The organism is Bacillus sp. FSL L8-0152, assembly GCF_038006365.1.
GTDB classification, from domain to species: domain Bacteria; phylum Bacillota; class Bacilli; order Bacillales; family Bacillaceae_G; genus Bacillus_A; species Bacillus_A cereus.
Genome location: NZ_JBBOVB010000001.1, coordinates 1611313 through 1625260 on the forward strand (window position 1 = coordinate 1611313; position 13948 = coordinate 1625260).

The window sequence follows — 13948 nt, forward strand, 5'->3', positions numbered from 1 at the left end:
ATTAAGTTTGAGGTAGAAAAAGGAGGCTTTTATACGATGACAGTTGCTACATATGAGGTAGAAAAACAATTTTTAACATACGTGAAGAAGATACAGAATTACGGAGAAGCATTAAGTTTAATGTTTTGGGATTTAAGAACAGGTGCACCAAAAAAAGGTGTAGATCAGCGTTCAGAAGTAATTGGTATGCTTTCGTCAGAAGTGTTTGCTATGTCGACTTCAGATGAGATGGGAAACTATTTAACAGAACTTGAAGCTTTAATACGTGAAGATAAACTTTCTGAAACGACAAAGAAAATGGTTGAAGAGTGTCGGAAAGAATATGATAGAAATAAAAAAATTCCACAAGCTGAATATGAGGCTTATGTGAAATTAGAAGCGAAAGCAGAGAGTGTGTGGGAAGAAGCTCGCGAAAAATCTGATTTCGAAATGTTCCGCCCGTACTTAGAAAAAATTGTTGAATTTAAAAAGAAATTTATTACATATTGGGGTTATGAAACATATAAATACAATACATTATTAGACATGTATGAGCCAGGTATTACAGTAGAAGTTTTAGATCACGTATTTGGTCAACTTCGTGAGCGCATCGTGCCGCTTGTAAAAGAAATCTCTGAGTCTAAAAAAGGATTAAAAACAAGTGCTTTATCGGAACAGTTTTCAAAAGAAAAACAAAAGAACTTTACATTAGAACTATTAAAGCAATTGAATTATGACTTTGAAGCAGGTCGTCTTGATGAAACAGTACATCCTTTCGAAATTACATTAAATAGAGGGGATGTTCGTATTACGACACGCTATGATGAAAAAGATTTCCGTATGGCTGTATTTGGAACAATTCATGAATGTGGTCATGCAGTATATGAACAAAACATTGCAGAACAATTTGAAGGTACACCACTTTGCAGTGGTACATCTATGGGTATTCACGAATCACAATCATTATTCTTTGAGAACTTTATCGGCCGTAATAAATCATTCTGGAAGAAAAATTATGATTTATTAAAAGAGTATAGCGATGGTCAATTTGATGATATGTCAGTCGATGAGTTTTATGATGCAATTAACGAATCGAGGCCGTCATTCATTCGTATAGAAGCAGATGAGCTTACATACCCGCTTCATGTTATGGTGCGTTATGAATTAGAGAAAGAATTATTTGATGGTACATTACAAGTGAAGGACTTACCAGCAGCTTGGAATGATAAGATGGAAGCATATTTAGGAATTCGTCCGGAAAATGATGCGCAAGGTGTATTGCAAGATGTTCACTGGGCTGGTGGCTCATTTGGATACTTCCCATCTTATGCGCTTGGTTACATGTATGCAGCGCAATTTAAGCAAAGAATGTTAAAAGACATTCCGAACTTTGATGCATTATTAGAAGAAGGAAACGTAACACCGATTCGTGAATGGTTAACAGAACATATTCACCAATATGGTAAAACGAAAAAGCCGCTTGAAATTTTAGAAGATGTAACAGGTGAAGGCTTAAATGCAAACTACTTAGCCGATTATTTAGAAGCGAAATATAGAGCGATTTATGAGTTGTAAAAAAAGAGCTGCTTAATTGCAGCTCTTTTTATTAAAGGGGATGGGAGAATGGGGTATACATATACAGTAATGAAGCAAGAAGAAGCGGAGGAAATTGCGTATAACTGGCATTATGAAGGGAAATATTCTTTTTATGATATAGAGGCAGATGAAGAAGATTTAGCTGAATTTTTACAGGGTGAGAGTAGAGGAGATCATACATTTTCTGTGAAGCAAAATGGCATTCTCATTGGTTTTTTTACTGTTTGTAAAATGAATGATGGAACGGTTGATATAGGACTTGGAATGAGACCTGATATAACTGGAAATGGATTTGGTTTACAGTTCGTGAATGCTGGACTAGCTTTTAGCAAAGAAAAATACGGGTGCAATTATATAACACTATCAGTAGCGACATTTAATAGGAGAGCAATCAAAGTGTATAAAAGAGCAGGATTTGAAGTGGTTGGAACGTTTATACAGAAAACAAATGGTAGTTGTTTTGAGTTTTTGAAAATGAACTGCATATGTAAACGTGATTAAAAAACAGAGGGGTCTTCTGTTTTTTATTTTGATTTAGAAATATATGATACATATTTTTTTACTTGTTGTAATTGAGGGTTTTGAAATTTTGGTAAAGGATGTGTATGATAGAAGTTTAGTAGCGAATAGTAGGTTTAGCAAGGAAAGGTAGAGGTAGTATGATTACAATTAAAACGAAAAATGAAATAGATTTGATGCATGAATCTGGAAAATTACTTGCTTCATGTCATAAAGAAATTGCGAAAATGATAAAGCCAGGTATAACGACGCAAGAGATTAATACGTTTGTTGAAATGTATTTAAAAAAGCATGGTGCCACATCTGAACAGAAAGATTACAATGGTTATCCATATGCGATATGTGCATCTGTAAACGATGAAATGTGTCATGCGTTTCCGGCCGATGTTCCTTTAACTGAGGGTGATATTGTAACAATTGACATGGTAGTAAACTTAAATGGGGGTCTTTCAGATTCTGCTTGGACGTATAGAGTTGGAAAAGTTTCTGATGAAGCAGAAAAGTTGTTGCTAGTAGCTGAGAATGCTTTATATAAAGGGGTTGATCAGGCGGTAATCGGTAATCATGTAGGAGACATTGGCTATGCAATTGAAAGTTATGTAACAAATGAAGGTTTTTCTGTCGCAAGAGACTTTACGGGACATGGAATCGGTAAAGAGATTCATGAAGAACCAGCAATTTTTCATTTTGGGAAACAAGGACAAGGGCCTCAGTTACAAGAAGGGATGGTGATTACGATTGAGCCGATTGTCAATGTAGGTATGCGATATTCGAAAGTAGATTTAAATGGGTGGACTGCACGAACGATGGATGGGAAATTATCAGCTCAATATGAGCATACACTTGCGATTACAAAAGATGGGCCAATCATTTTAACGAAGTTGTAATTGGAAATGAAAGAGTTTACAAAACTCGAACGAAAATAGTAGTTTTTAAAAATTCGTACGTGTTTTTTCGATAAATGCTTTTCAAAGTATAAAAAGTGCGTTATAATCCTTCTATAAAATAAATAGTTAGCTACACTCATATAATCGCGGGGATATGGCCTGCAAGTTTCTACCGAAGTACCGTAAATACTTTGACTATGAGTGAGGACGAATATAATTGCTTGTTTGGCATTCTTTTTTGCGAAACTCCAAAAGCGCGTCTCTCACTTGTAACGAGTGGTGGCGGCTTTTGGAGTTTTTTTATTGCATAAGAGGGGGAACAAACATGAAAGTATTACAAGAAAAGATTTTGAATGAAGGAAAGGTTTTATCTGGTGATGTATTAAAGGTGGATGCATTTTTAAATCACCAAATTGATCCAGTACTTATGCAAGAAATCGGAAAAGAATTTGCTAAACGTTTTAAAGAAGAGAACATTACAAAAATCGTGACGATTGAATCTTCAGGCATTGCACCATCTGTTATGGCTGCATTAGAGCTTGGTGTAAAAGTAATCTTTGCAAGAAAACGTAAATCGTTAACGTTACAAGATAATATGTACGTTGCAAACGTATATTCATTTACAAAACAAGAAACAAATGAAATTTCATTATCTCGAAATCATATTGATGAAAATGATCGCGTGCTAATCATCGATGACTTTTTAGCAAACGGTCAGGCTGCTTTAGGTTTAATGAGTTTGGTAGAGCAAGCAGGAGCAAGTATTGCAGGAATTGGAATTGTTATTGAAAAAGCATTTCAAGATGGAGGAAAGAAGCTTCGTGAACAAGGCGTTCGTGTTGAATCACTAGCAGAAATTGCATCACTTGATAACGGCACAGTTACATTTGTACAGCAAGAAACTGCGGAGGTGAAATAAACGATGAAGCAGCATCCATTTAAAATTGCATCGCTTGGTATGCAACATATGCTTGCAATGTATGCTGGAGCAATTATCGTTCCGCTTATTGTGGGCGGTGGACTTGGTTTAAATCAAAAAGAATTAACATATTTAGTCTCAATTGATTTATTAATGTGCGGCGTTGCAACAATTTTACAAGCATTATCAAATCGCTTTTTCGGTATTGGACTTCCCGTTGTACTCGGTTGTACATTTACAGCCGTTGGACCGATGATTGCGATTGGAAAACAATACGGTGTGTCTTCTATTTATGGAGCAATTATTGCTGCTGGGTTATTCGTTGTTATTTTTGCGAAATTATTTGGAAAGCTTGTAAAACTATTTCCACCTGTTGTAACAGGATCTGTTGTTACTGTAATTGGAGTTACACTTGTTCCAGCAGCAATTAATGATATGGCTGGCGGAGTAGGAAGTAAGGATTTCGGTAGTCTTGAAAATTTAGCATTAGCATTTGGTGTGTTACTATTTATCATCATTATGTATCGTTTCTTTGATGGATTTATTCGTTCAATCTCTATTTTACTAGGTCTATTGTTCGGTACAATCGTTGCAGCGTTTATGGGGAAAGTAAGCTTGCAAGCGGTTGGAGAGGCTGATTGGTTCCATGGTATTCAACCATTTTACTTTGGTACACCAACATTTGAATTAACACCAGTTATTACGATGATTCTCGTTGCTTGTGTAGGGATTGTGGAAGCAACGGGTGTATACTTTGCATTATCTGATATTTGCAATAAAAAAATCGGTGAAAAAGAATTAACAAAGGGCTATCGAGCAGAAGGATTAGCGATGGTGTTAGGTGGCATTTTCAACGCGTTCCCATATACAACTTACTCTCAAAACGTAGGACTTGTTCAATTAACTGGAGTAAGAAATCGCGTTATTATTTATACTTGCGGTGGTATGTTAATCGTTCTTGGATTCATTCCTAAAATCGCAGCTATTACAACAATCATTCCGAAATCAGTACTTGGCGGTGCTATGCTCGCAATGTTCGGTATGGTAATGGCATATGGTATTAAAATGTTAAGTAGCGTTGATTTTGGCAAACAAGAAAACTTATTAATTGTTGCATGTTCTGTCGGAATTGGGCTTGGGGTTACAGTTGTTCCTACATTATTCTCACAACTTCCTGAAAACATTCGTATTTTAACAGATAACGGAATTGTACTTGGAAGTGCGTCAGCAGTACTTTTAAATATCGTATTTAATATGGTGCCACAGCGTAAAGTGAAAGTAAAAGAAGAGCCGGTGTCTATGCAAAGTGCAGTAAGAGAAGCGTAAAAAAGCAAGGTCTCGTTATGAGACCTTGCTTTTCTTTTTAAGTGGCATCATTTTCCCGTAAGTACCAAGACGCCAAATGTACTCAAGTGGTCCGTATTGGTAATGTGAAAGCCACCAGCGGCTAATAAAGATTTGTAACGTGTAGAAACTAATGCAGAATAGTGGTCCAACCCATAGTGGAGCCAGATAATCATTTTTAAACAATAGCCCGAATACAAGTAATGTAACAATTGTATGCGAGATGTAATTTGTTAATGCCATTCGTCCAACGTATTGGAATGGACGTAATAACGTTTGCCATTTTTCTTTTTGTAATAAACGCATTAACGTGACAATGTAGAAGATGAACAATGTCTTTCCGCTTATCATCGTAATGCCCATAAGTGAAAATGGTGTGTATGGTTGATTGTTCATAAAGAAGTAAACCATAATAAACCACATCGGTAATGTTAAAATGAACATAATGATTTGCCATTTTTTAAGTTTTGGATCTAATTCCTTAGCACGGCGGAAAATGTCTTTTTTACCGGCATATAATCCGAGTAAAAACAATCCTAGTGTTTCAGGAAGCATAATAAGACTGTTACTTATTGCTTCAGAATAGAATGAATAGAATCTGTCTGTAATTTGTAAGCCCCAGTTTTCTAACGGCATAATGGCTATGGAAAGGCCTAGTTCATCTACCGGCACTAATAACATGACAAGAGAACCTAATAATGTGAACAATTGCATGAAACTTAATAGTACAATTGACCATATTAAAATAGTACGTGTCTTTCTTTTGTAAAATAAAAATAAGAAAAACCCGGTAATTGCATAAGTATGTAAAATGTCACCGTCCCATAAAAGAACGTAATGTAAGAACCCGAATAATAATAAGATAAGTAAGCGGCGAACAAACAAAGTTTTTGGACGATCGGTCTTCGCCTCAGCACGATTCATAAAAATATAAAAACCTAATCCGAATAAAAACGAAAAAATTGTATAAAATTTCGTTTGAATAAACATATCGTAAAATAGGCGAATATAGCTGTCTATCCCTTCGTAAATTCCTGTAATATCACGTGAGTCAACCCCGGCAATAATTGGCCAGTTAACAAGAAAAATACCTAATACAGCTATTCCTCTAATAATATCAATGGAGTGTATCCTCTCGCCTTGTGTGAGATTTTGTGTCATTTTTTTCCTCCTTGTTAAGTAATTCCCTTTTAGTATACAAAATGTAAGATGGAGGGGATAGGGGATATTTCCATTTTTTTAAACTGTTAAGTTATGTAGGATGAGATATAATAAGAGTGCACAACAAGTTTTAACCTTTTTCAAAACAGGCAGTAAAGCTCCTTCTTATAAGGAGCTTTCTTTATGAAAAGTGTTGATAATGATTCTCTTTAATGATAAAATGTATTCAAAAGTGATAATCATTATCAAAAAAAGGTTGGTGCATGAGTATGGTATATGCATTAGTAGCAGGTACAGTTGCTGTATATGCAGTTATTGCAAAGTATGTTTTAAATGGAGTAGGAACAGCAAAATGAGTGATATGACATAAAATCCCTTTCATTTGTAAAAAGAATGAAAGGGATTTTTTATTTTTAATGAGAATATGCTGAAAATTTAGTATGATAGTAAAGTGAAACTGTAATCAATGGGTAGGTGTAACTCTCACTGGTTATGAGCTCGCAATTAGCGGGGAAAAGTATATACATCTTGGATAAAGGGGAACAAGGGGATGACAAACATAGTACAGACAAACGGTATGAAAAAACTTGTTTGTTTTTATGAAGAGTGGCAAAAACACGGCGATGCAGAGAATAGCTTAAAGTTGTTTGAAGTAATTCAAAAATATAAACGAGAGCAGCTTATGATAGCGTTCTGCGGTCACTTCTCAGCAGGGAAATCAACGATGATGAATCATCTATATAAAGCGCAGTTGTTACCAACAAGTCCAATTCCGACAAGCGCTAACGTCGTTAAAATTGAAAAGGGATTTGATCGTGTTGTTGTAACGATTAAATCTGGAGAACAGTACGAATATGACGGTGCATATTCAGCAGAAGAATTAAAGCAAATTTGTAAAGATGGCGATGAGGTAATTGGTGTTCATATTTATCGGAATGATGCACCAATTCCTGAGGGTGTTATGTTAGTTGATACACCAGGGATTGACTCAACAGATGATGCCCATCAACTAGCAACAGAATCAACGCTACATCTAGCAGACGTAATTTTTTATATGATGGATTATAATCACGTCCAATCGGAAGTGAATTTGCAATTTGTTAAAGAATTGAAACAACGTAATAAAACGGTTTATCTCGTTGTAAATCAAATAGATAAACATAAAGAAAATGAATTATCATTTGAGGATTATAAAGATAGTGTGAAACAATCGTTCTCTAACTGGGATATTGAAGTAGATGGAGTTTATTATACGTCATTACGAATGATGAACCATCCACATAATGAAATTGGAAGCTTAGAAACATTAATTACTTCTATTATGAAAGAAAAAGAGCAGTATGTAAGAGAGGGAATGGAGCGAGAAACAGAACATTTAATGGGAGAACATTTCTCGTTTATTGTTTCTGAAAATGAAAAAGCTCTTTTGACATATGAGGAAGAGTTAGCATCACCGCTTTTGATTTCAGAAATAGTTGAAAAGAAAGAAGAGCTAACGGAAACTAAACATCGCGAGGCTAGTAAAGAATCTCATGTGAGAAACGAATTTATAAAAGGTTTACAAGCTATATTAGATAACGCGTATTTAATGCCATTTGAAATGAGAGAATTGGCAAATGCATATTTAGAAACGAAATTAACAAAGTTTAAAGTTGGTTTGCTATTTGCGAAAGGAAAGACGGAGCAAGAAAAACAAAGACGTGTAGAGGCGTTTTATTCTGCCCTTCAAAAGACTGTTGAAACGCAACTTGATTTTCATGTGAAAGAATTTATTGTAGCCTTCTTAAAAGAAGAAGGATTGTTCACGGAGGAAATTGGGAAAGACATATATGCTTTAGAAATCGCTTTTGGACCAGAAATGTTAGCTGAAGTCATTAAACAAGGTGCAGGTTTCACAGGTGATTACTTACTTCTTTATACAGCGGATGTAGCGAATGAACTGAAGAAACGTTATTTTACAAAAGCACAGCAAATTTTTGATAAAAGTGCAGTTGTTTTAAAGCAAAAAGTGAAGGAAGCAGTTGCTCGTATGGAAGAAGAGATTGAAAAATATACGATGTTGCAAACGGCAAAAGAGACGGAATTACAATACAGTAACAATTTAGAGACATATGAAAGTTATTTACAAAATGTTTGGCACGAGCGTGTTGCTACACCAGAAGGATTGCAAATAGAGGAGATATTGCAACGTGAAAAACAAATTGTTAGTGAGAAATTCACACTACAAGAGCAGGAAATGGTAAATGATAACGTAGCGGCTCATGAAGAAGAGATAAAAGGAACGGCAGCTTTAAATATTCAGCGTATATTAGAGAAAGTGAAGAAAGCTGAAATGATATTAGAGCCATTGCCAGCGCTGAAACATGTACAGCAAGAGGTGATAGAAAAAAGGCGTCGTGTGGAAACGAAACAATTTACAGTAGCGTTATTCGGAGCTTTTAGTGCTGGGAAATCATCATTTGCCAATGCCTTACTTGGTGAGAAGGTACTTCCTGTATCACCAAATCCGACGACGGCAACGATTAATCAAATTTTGCCGGTTACAGAGGAAAAACCACACGGAACAGTAATGGTTCAATTCAAATCAAAGCAAGCTCTATTAGAAGATATGAAAGCTGTTTATAAGCTGTTTCATTATGAGATTACTACGTTAGATGAGGCGTTAGCACAAATTGATAAAGTTATGAAATATCCTTCACCGACTGGGAAGCAAAAAACAACATTTAGCTTTTTACGAGCGGTACAAAAAGGGTATGATGCAGTTTCTACTTATTTAGGAGAACAAGTACAAGTCACATTAGAAGAGTTCTCTGATTATGTAGCGAATGAAGAAAAATCATGCTTCGTTGAGTATATGGAGCTTTATTATGATTGTGCTTTAACAAGGCAGGGAGTAGCGCTTGTAGACACACCTGGAGCGGATTCTATTAATGCTCGCCATACGGATGTTGCATTCCAGTATATTAAAAATGCAGATGCTATTTTATTTGTAACATATTATAACCATGTATTCTCTCGTGCTGATCGTGAATTTTTAATTCAGCTTGGGCGTGTAAAGGATACTTTTGCCCTTGATAAAATGTTCTTCTTAATTAATGCGGCGGATTTAGCAGAGTCTGAAGAAGAACTTGAAATGGTAAAAGGTTATATCGCAGATCAGCTACTGCAATACGGTATTAGAAATCCGCGTTTATTTGCAATTTCAAGTTTATGTGCGCTTGAAGAGAAACAAGGAAAGAATGTTGAAAAAGAGAAGTATGGTATTTTACAAAACTCTGGAATTACTAAGTTTGAGGAATCATTTACGTCCTTTATGATGAGAGATTTAATGCTTGTTTCTGTGCATGCTCTATATGGTGCGTTGCAAGGGGCAAATCAGCTTTTAGTAAACATGATAAATGGTGCAAAGCAGGGGAATGAAGAGAAAGAGAAGCAAACGAAAAAATATGAAGCAGAGCGTGATCAACTACTTCATATTATTTCATCATATAGTGTACTTGCTGAAGAACAGGCGATGCAAAATGAAGTGAAAGAGTTGCTTTATTACGTGCAACAGCGTCTATTCCTACGTTATAACGATGTGTTTACTGAATTTATTAATCCGGCGTCACTTCGAACGGATGGAAATGTGAAAACACAATTGCAACAGTGTGTTATGGAATTAGTAGCATTTATTCAGCATGATTTATTACAAGAAATGCGTGCGACATCATTACGTCTTGAAAAATGGATAGACGAAGTGATGAAGCGTGCAAAGGACGAAATTGTAGTGAACTGTAAAGTAGAAAATCAATCAATTTCTATGAATGGAACAGTTGAGTATGAATATAAAGATATTACACATAAAGAACCGTTCCCTTCAGTTGAAATAAAAGATTTCAAAAAAGCACTGGCACATTTTAAAAATGAGAAAAGCTTTTTTGAAAAGAATGACAAAGCTTTTATGCAAGAAGACGCTAAATTTGTATTAGAACCGCTTGTATCAAACTATGTAGCCGATGAAAAAGATTTATTTGTCCATCATTATAAGCAAGAATGGGATATGAAGTGGAATTTATTCCAAAAAGTGATGCAACAAGATGTAATGAACTATTATGAAAGTATATTGTTTGCATTGGCTGAAACGATCGATGTATCTCTATATGAACAAAGTAAAGAACAATTGCACAATCAGTTAGTAGAGATTGAAAAAGAAATTTATGTTATATAGTCGTTATGAGAAAAAGATTCGTTCAATTTTCTTTTGCAGTACAGTATCTAAAGATTTGACAAATCCAGCAAATTCATCGGTAGAAATCATATGAGTAAGAACGAGTCGTCTGCCATCTGGTGTTTCACCGCATAAGACGAATGAAGAAAATTCGTATGTTTTATTTTCAACTACTAATTTTGGATAGGAATACGTGTCGCTTTTCTTCTTCTTTCCATCAATAGAGATGACGTTGCATTTTTTCTCATTGTTGTCCATGGTGAATCCCTCCTTTCTATTATTTATGGTAGACAAGGAGGGTTTAGAACAATAGAGATGGGGGGATTTTTTATGTCTTTTGTAATAGAACGTATTTTAAAAGAGGCTATACCGAAGTCTTTATTGCTACTTGCTGATCCAAGTGAACGGCAAATAGCTATATATGTACAAAGAGGGTTAACATACGTAGCAAAGCAAGGGGGCAGCATCATCGGTGTGTATGTTCTTTTGGAAACAAGGCCGAAGACGATGGAAATCATGAATATTGCGGTTGCAGAGCATTTGCAAGGAAAAGGGATTGGGAAGAAGCTATTAAGGCATGCCGTAGAAACTGCTAAAGGATATGGTATGTCAAAACTTGAAATTGGTACAGGAAATTCTAGTGTTTCACAACTTGCTTTATATCAAAAATGTGGATTTCGTATTTTTTCTATTGATTTTGATTACTTTTCGAAGCATTATGAAGAAGAGATTATTGAAAATGGCATTGTATGCCGTGATATGATTCGGCTTGCAATGGAATTGAATTAGAACGTATAACTTATTTAGGGGGAAGAGAAGATGGAAGTACATAAAGCAATTACAGCACATTCTCGTAAACAAAATGAAAGTGTAAAAGCATGTTTACAATTAGATGCGCAGCGTGAAGCAGCTATTGAAGCAGCCGTATCTCTTGCGTCAAATGGGAAAGAATTTTCGGTTGATGTCATTAATGTTGTAACAAAGCAAATTAATGATCTTGCAAAAAATGGTGTTACCTTGCAGCGTAAATATGTTACAGAAGAAATGGTTATGGAGTATGTAAGTCGTTTACAAGAGAAAGAAGGTCGTTAAAGATGATAGTTACAGTCGAATGGTTACGTGAGCATATAGAAGATGAGAACGTCCGTGTAATCGATTGTCGTTTTGATTTAGCGAATCCTAATTGGGGTAGAGAAAAGTATGAAGAAGAACATATTCCTCATGCGTTATATTTTGATTTGAATTTAGATTTATCAAGTCCTATAGCAGAACATGGTGGCCGCCATCCGTTGCCAAGCATTGAAGAGTTTGCGGACAAGCTTTCGGAGGTTGGTATTGATGAACATACGACAGTAATTGCGTATGACAGTCAAGCTGGTGCAAATGCTGCTCGTTTATGGTGGTTATGTAACTATGTAGGACATGAGAAAGTATATATATTAGATGGTGGTTTCCCGGTTTGGAAAGAGAATGGACTACCGACAACAACGGAAATTCCTGTTGTTATACGAAAAACATTTAAAACAAACATACAAGATCATATGCTTGTATCGATGGAAACAGTAAGAGAGAATATCCAAGCAGGTGCAGATGTTACGTTAATTGATTCAAGAGAGCCAAAACGTTATGCTGGTGTAGAGGAACTTGTCGATCATAAAGCAGGACATATTCCGACAGCAACAAACTATTTTTGGAAGGATGGAATGTTGCAATCAGGACAATTTAAGAATGAAGCTGAGCAACAAGAACGATTCCAAAATCTGTCGAAAGATAAGGAAACCATTGTATATTGTGGTTCTGGTGTTACGGCATGTCCAAATATCATTGCGTTAAAATTGGCTGGATTCCAAAATGTTAAATTGTATGCAGGTAGCTGGAGTGATTGGATTTCTTATCCAGAAAATCAAATTGCAAAAGAAGAAGATTAATCACTTGCATGCAAAAATAATTTGTATTAAAATAAGGTCACAAGCAAGAGGTTGCTCGAAAAACTTTGTATTTTACACATTGGAAACAATGTGATAATATAACGACAAGTAAATAATACATCCTGCGGTGTACGTAACTTATTTATGTCTAAAACCGATGTTAGTTATACGGAAGCTCAATATTTAGCGACCATCATCAAGCCTTCCTTGTGGAGGAAGATGTACGGTAACTGTGAGGGCATCCACCTGCGAGTAGCGGGTTTTTGGACATTTACGAGGAGCGGCACGTGCGGGGGTCTTATTTCAACTAACCTTATATAAAATTCCTACGGTGTACGTAGCTTATGCATGTCTTAAACCAATAAGTTTAATATGGAAGTTCAATATTTAAATGTAGCTAACAAGCCATCTTTTTAAGAAGGAAGTTACAAACATTTGTGAGAGCATCCACCTGTGAGAGCAGGTTTATGGACATCTAGAGAGAACGGCATATGTGGGGCTATATAAAAACCTTACGTTTTATACGTAAGGTTTTTTTGTTGCATAGATATATCAATATTATCTTGATTCACCTGTGAAGTTTCCGTAATAAATGTAGCACTTTCTGTCTTCATCAATCTCTCTTGAATCCAAGGAGAATTCCATAGACATGCCGTCTCGCTGAATATATATAATATCTGAATGAAGAGATGGTAAAATTTCTTCGTAGTTCCATACATCTTGACTATCTACTAAGCTTGAACTCGTTTCACTTAGTTCTCTAATTTCAAAACCGATGTGGGAGTATGTAGGGTCTGAAGGGTCATTGGCGAAAACTTCTTTTTGAATATAAATAACTGCTGTTCCGTCTGGATCAACCGAAGTTGCAGTAACAACATAAGTATTTTTCTCTTTAATAAAATATTCACAAGTCATGCGTGCGATAATTTCAGAATTAGAAATATTGGCGTAGTTCCATAAAGCAGGATACCCTTTCGTTTCATCATTAAGTCGATATTCTAAGCGCATTTAATCCCTCTTCTTCCTTTTTCTTCTACTTTATCATGCCATCCTATATAATAGGAATAGAATTTAAAAAGGGGAGTGCGAAGGTGACAAAAACGAAATGGCTAGTAGGTGGTGTCGTAACGTCTTTAATGACTGGCACTTTATTTGGCTGCGCACAAGATCTTCCCCCAAAACCGAATGATAATAGTTGTTCTGATTGGGATTGGGATGATGAACTTGGGGTATGGCAGTGTGATGATAGTAGTTCAGGTTATCGTGGGCATTATTTCTATGGTGGGCGATACTATCAAAATAAATCCACTTTTAAAAATTCATCGGCGTTTAAATCGTATCAATCGTCTGCTGAATTTAAAGGTGGAATTGGAAGCGGTTCAAAGGGAGGATTTGGGGGCTAAAA

13 protein-coding genes, 2 other RNA genes and 1 riboswitch are annotated in these 13948 nt (G+C 35.7%); of the genes, 12 read left to right on the top strand and 3 right to left on the bottom strand.

Annotation, left to right across the window (positions count from 1 at the left end):
- The first annotated feature begins 36 nt into the window (after positions 1–36).
- The 5 genes from ypwA to pbuX all read left to right on the top strand — a co-directional run bounded on the left by ypwA (position 37) and on the right by pbuX (position 5226).
- The gene (gene ypwA, locus MHH27_RS08280) at positions 37–1554 is read left to right on the top strand and encodes a carboxypeptidase (protein ID WP_097924931.1); all 1518 of its coding nucleotides are present in this window, start codon (positions 37–39) and stop codon (positions 1552–1554) included.
- Positions 1555–1602: 48 nt separating this feature from the next.
- Positions 1603–2076, top strand: a complete 474-nt coding sequence (locus MHH27_RS08285; protein ID WP_097924929.1) for a GNAT family N-acetyltransferase — start codon at positions 1603–1605, stop codon at positions 2074–2076.
- Positions 2077–2234: 158 nt separating this feature from the next.
- Positions 2235–2981: a type I methionyl aminopeptidase gene (locus MHH27_RS08290; RefSeq protein ID WP_044307511.1), complete on the top strand. Its 747-nt coding sequence runs from the start codon at positions 2235–2237 to the stop codon at positions 2979–2981.
- A gap of 116 nt (positions 2982–3097) precedes the next feature.
- Positions 3098–3199, top strand: a riboswitch (purine riboswitch).
- A gap of 107 nt (positions 3200–3306) precedes the next feature.
- Complete coding sequence (locus MHH27_RS08295; RefSeq protein WP_000866496.1) at positions 3307–3900, top strand: xanthine phosphoribosyltransferase; 594 nt, start codon at positions 3307–3309, stop codon at positions 3898–3900.
- A 3-nt stretch (positions 3901–3903) separates the two neighbouring features.
- Complete coding sequence (pbuX, locus tag MHH27_RS08300; RefSeq protein ID WP_000809230.1) at positions 3904–5226, top strand: xanthine permease PbuX; 1323 nt, start codon at positions 3904–3906, stop codon at positions 5224–5226.
- 15 nt (positions 5227–5241) lie between these two features.
- Here the strand turns inward: pbuX and MHH27_RS08305 are convergent, their stop codons facing one another.
- Positions 5242–6405 carry a DUF418 domain-containing protein gene (locus MHH27_RS08305; protein ID WP_000193179.1) on the bottom strand — a complete coding sequence of 388 codons (1164 nt, stop codon included), beginning with the start codon at positions 6403–6405 and terminating at the stop codon, positions 5242–5244.
- 550 nt (positions 6406–6955) lie between these two features.
- On the opposite strand from MHH27_RS08305, the gene MHH27_RS08310 reads away from it, so the two are divergent.
- Positions 6956–10615: a dynamin family protein gene (locus MHH27_RS08310; RefSeq protein WP_098289685.1), complete on the top strand. Its 3660-nt coding sequence runs from the start codon at positions 6956–6958 to the stop codon at positions 10613–10615.
- Positions 10616–10618: 3 nt separating this feature from the next.
- On the opposite strand, the gene MHH27_RS08315 is transcribed toward MHH27_RS08310, so the two are convergent.
- On the bottom strand, positions 10619–10873 hold the full coding sequence (locus MHH27_RS08315; protein WP_000369740.1) for a DUF3931 domain-containing protein: 255 nt from the start codon (positions 10871–10873) through the stop codon (positions 10619–10621).
- Positions 10874–10945: 72 nt separating this feature from the next.
- On the opposite strand from MHH27_RS08315, the gene MHH27_RS08320 reads away from it, so the two are divergent.
- From MHH27_RS08320 to ssrS (MHH27_RS08340), 5 genes are all read left to right on the top strand, one after another.
- On the top strand, positions 10946–11404 hold the full coding sequence (locus tag MHH27_RS08320) for a GNAT family N-acetyltransferase (RefSeq protein WP_000011410.1): 459 nt from the start codon (positions 10946–10948) through the stop codon (positions 11402–11404).
- A gap of 30 nt (positions 11405–11434) precedes the next feature.
- Entirely contained in the window at positions 11435–11707 is a 273-nt protein-coding gene (locus MHH27_RS08325) for a YpbS family protein (RefSeq protein ID WP_000451820.1), read from the top strand.
- Between the two features lie 2 nt (positions 11708–11709).
- The gene (locus MHH27_RS08330) at positions 11710–12543 is read left to right on the top strand and encodes a sulfurtransferase (RefSeq protein ID WP_089170718.1); all 834 of its coding nucleotides are present in this window, start codon (positions 11710–11712) and stop codon (positions 12541–12543) included.
- 116 nt (positions 12544–12659) lie between these two features.
- Positions 12660–12842: non-coding RNA, 6S RNA (gene ssrS / locus MHH27_RS08335), on the top strand.
- A 21-nt stretch (positions 12843–12863) separates the two neighbouring features.
- Positions 12864–13047: non-coding RNA, 6S RNA (gene ssrS, locus MHH27_RS08340), on the top strand.
- A 54-nt stretch (positions 13048–13101) separates the two neighbouring features.
- Here ssrS (MHH27_RS08340) and MHH27_RS08345 read toward each other — a convergent pair.
- Positions 13102–13551: a hypothetical protein gene (locus MHH27_RS08345; protein WP_001235522.1), complete on the bottom strand. Its 450-nt coding sequence runs from the start codon at positions 13549–13551 to the stop codon at positions 13102–13104.
- 83 nt (positions 13552–13634) lie between these two features.
- Here MHH27_RS08345 and MHH27_RS08350 point away from each other — a divergent pair, with 83 nt between their 5' ends.
- Entirely contained in the window at positions 13635–13946 is a 312-nt protein-coding gene (locus tag MHH27_RS08350; RefSeq protein WP_000169030.1) for a hypothetical protein, read from the top strand.
- The last annotated feature ends 2 nt before the right edge of the window (positions 13947–13948 follow it).

Coding starts and splice junctions, on each gene's coding strand:
- ypwA (WP_097924931.1), top strand. CDS start 37: ATGACAGTTGCTACATATGAGGTAGAAAAACAATTTTTAACATACGTG.
- MHH27_RS08285 (WP_097924929.1), top strand. CDS start 1,603: ATGGGGTATACATATACAGTAATGAAGCAAGAAGAAGCGGAGGAAATT.
- MHH27_RS08290 (WP_044307511.1), top strand. CDS start 2,235: ATGATTACAATTAAAACGAAAAATGAAATAGATTTGATGCATGAATCT.
- MHH27_RS08295 (WP_000866496.1), top strand. CDS start 3,307: ATGAAAGTATTACAAGAAAAGATTTTGAATGAAGGAAAGGTTTTATCT.
- pbuX (WP_000809230.1), top strand. CDS start 3,904: ATGAAGCAGCATCCATTTAAAATTGCATCGCTTGGTATGCAACATATG.
- MHH27_RS08305 (WP_000193179.1), bottom strand. CDS start 6,405: ATGACACAAAATCTCACACAAGGCGAGAGGATACACTCCATTGATATT.
- MHH27_RS08310 (WP_098289685.1), top strand. CDS start 6,956: ATGACAAACATAGTACAGACAAACGGTATGAAAAAACTTGTTTGTTTT.
- MHH27_RS08315 (WP_000369740.1), bottom strand. CDS start 10,873: ATGGACAACAATGAGAAAAAATGCAACGTCATCTCTATTGATGGAAAG.
- MHH27_RS08320 (WP_000011410.1), top strand. CDS start 10,946: ATGTCTTTTGTAATAGAACGTATTTTAAAAGAGGCTATACCGAAGTCT.
- MHH27_RS08325 (WP_000451820.1), top strand. CDS start 11,435: ATGGAAGTACATAAAGCAATTACAGCACATTCTCGTAAACAAAATGAA.
- MHH27_RS08330 (WP_089170718.1), top strand. CDS start 11,710: ATGATAGTTACAGTCGAATGGTTACGTGAGCATATAGAAGATGAGAAC.
- MHH27_RS08345 (WP_001235522.1), bottom strand. CDS start 13,551: ATGCGCTTAGAATATCGACTTAATGATGAAACGAAAGGGTATCCTGCT.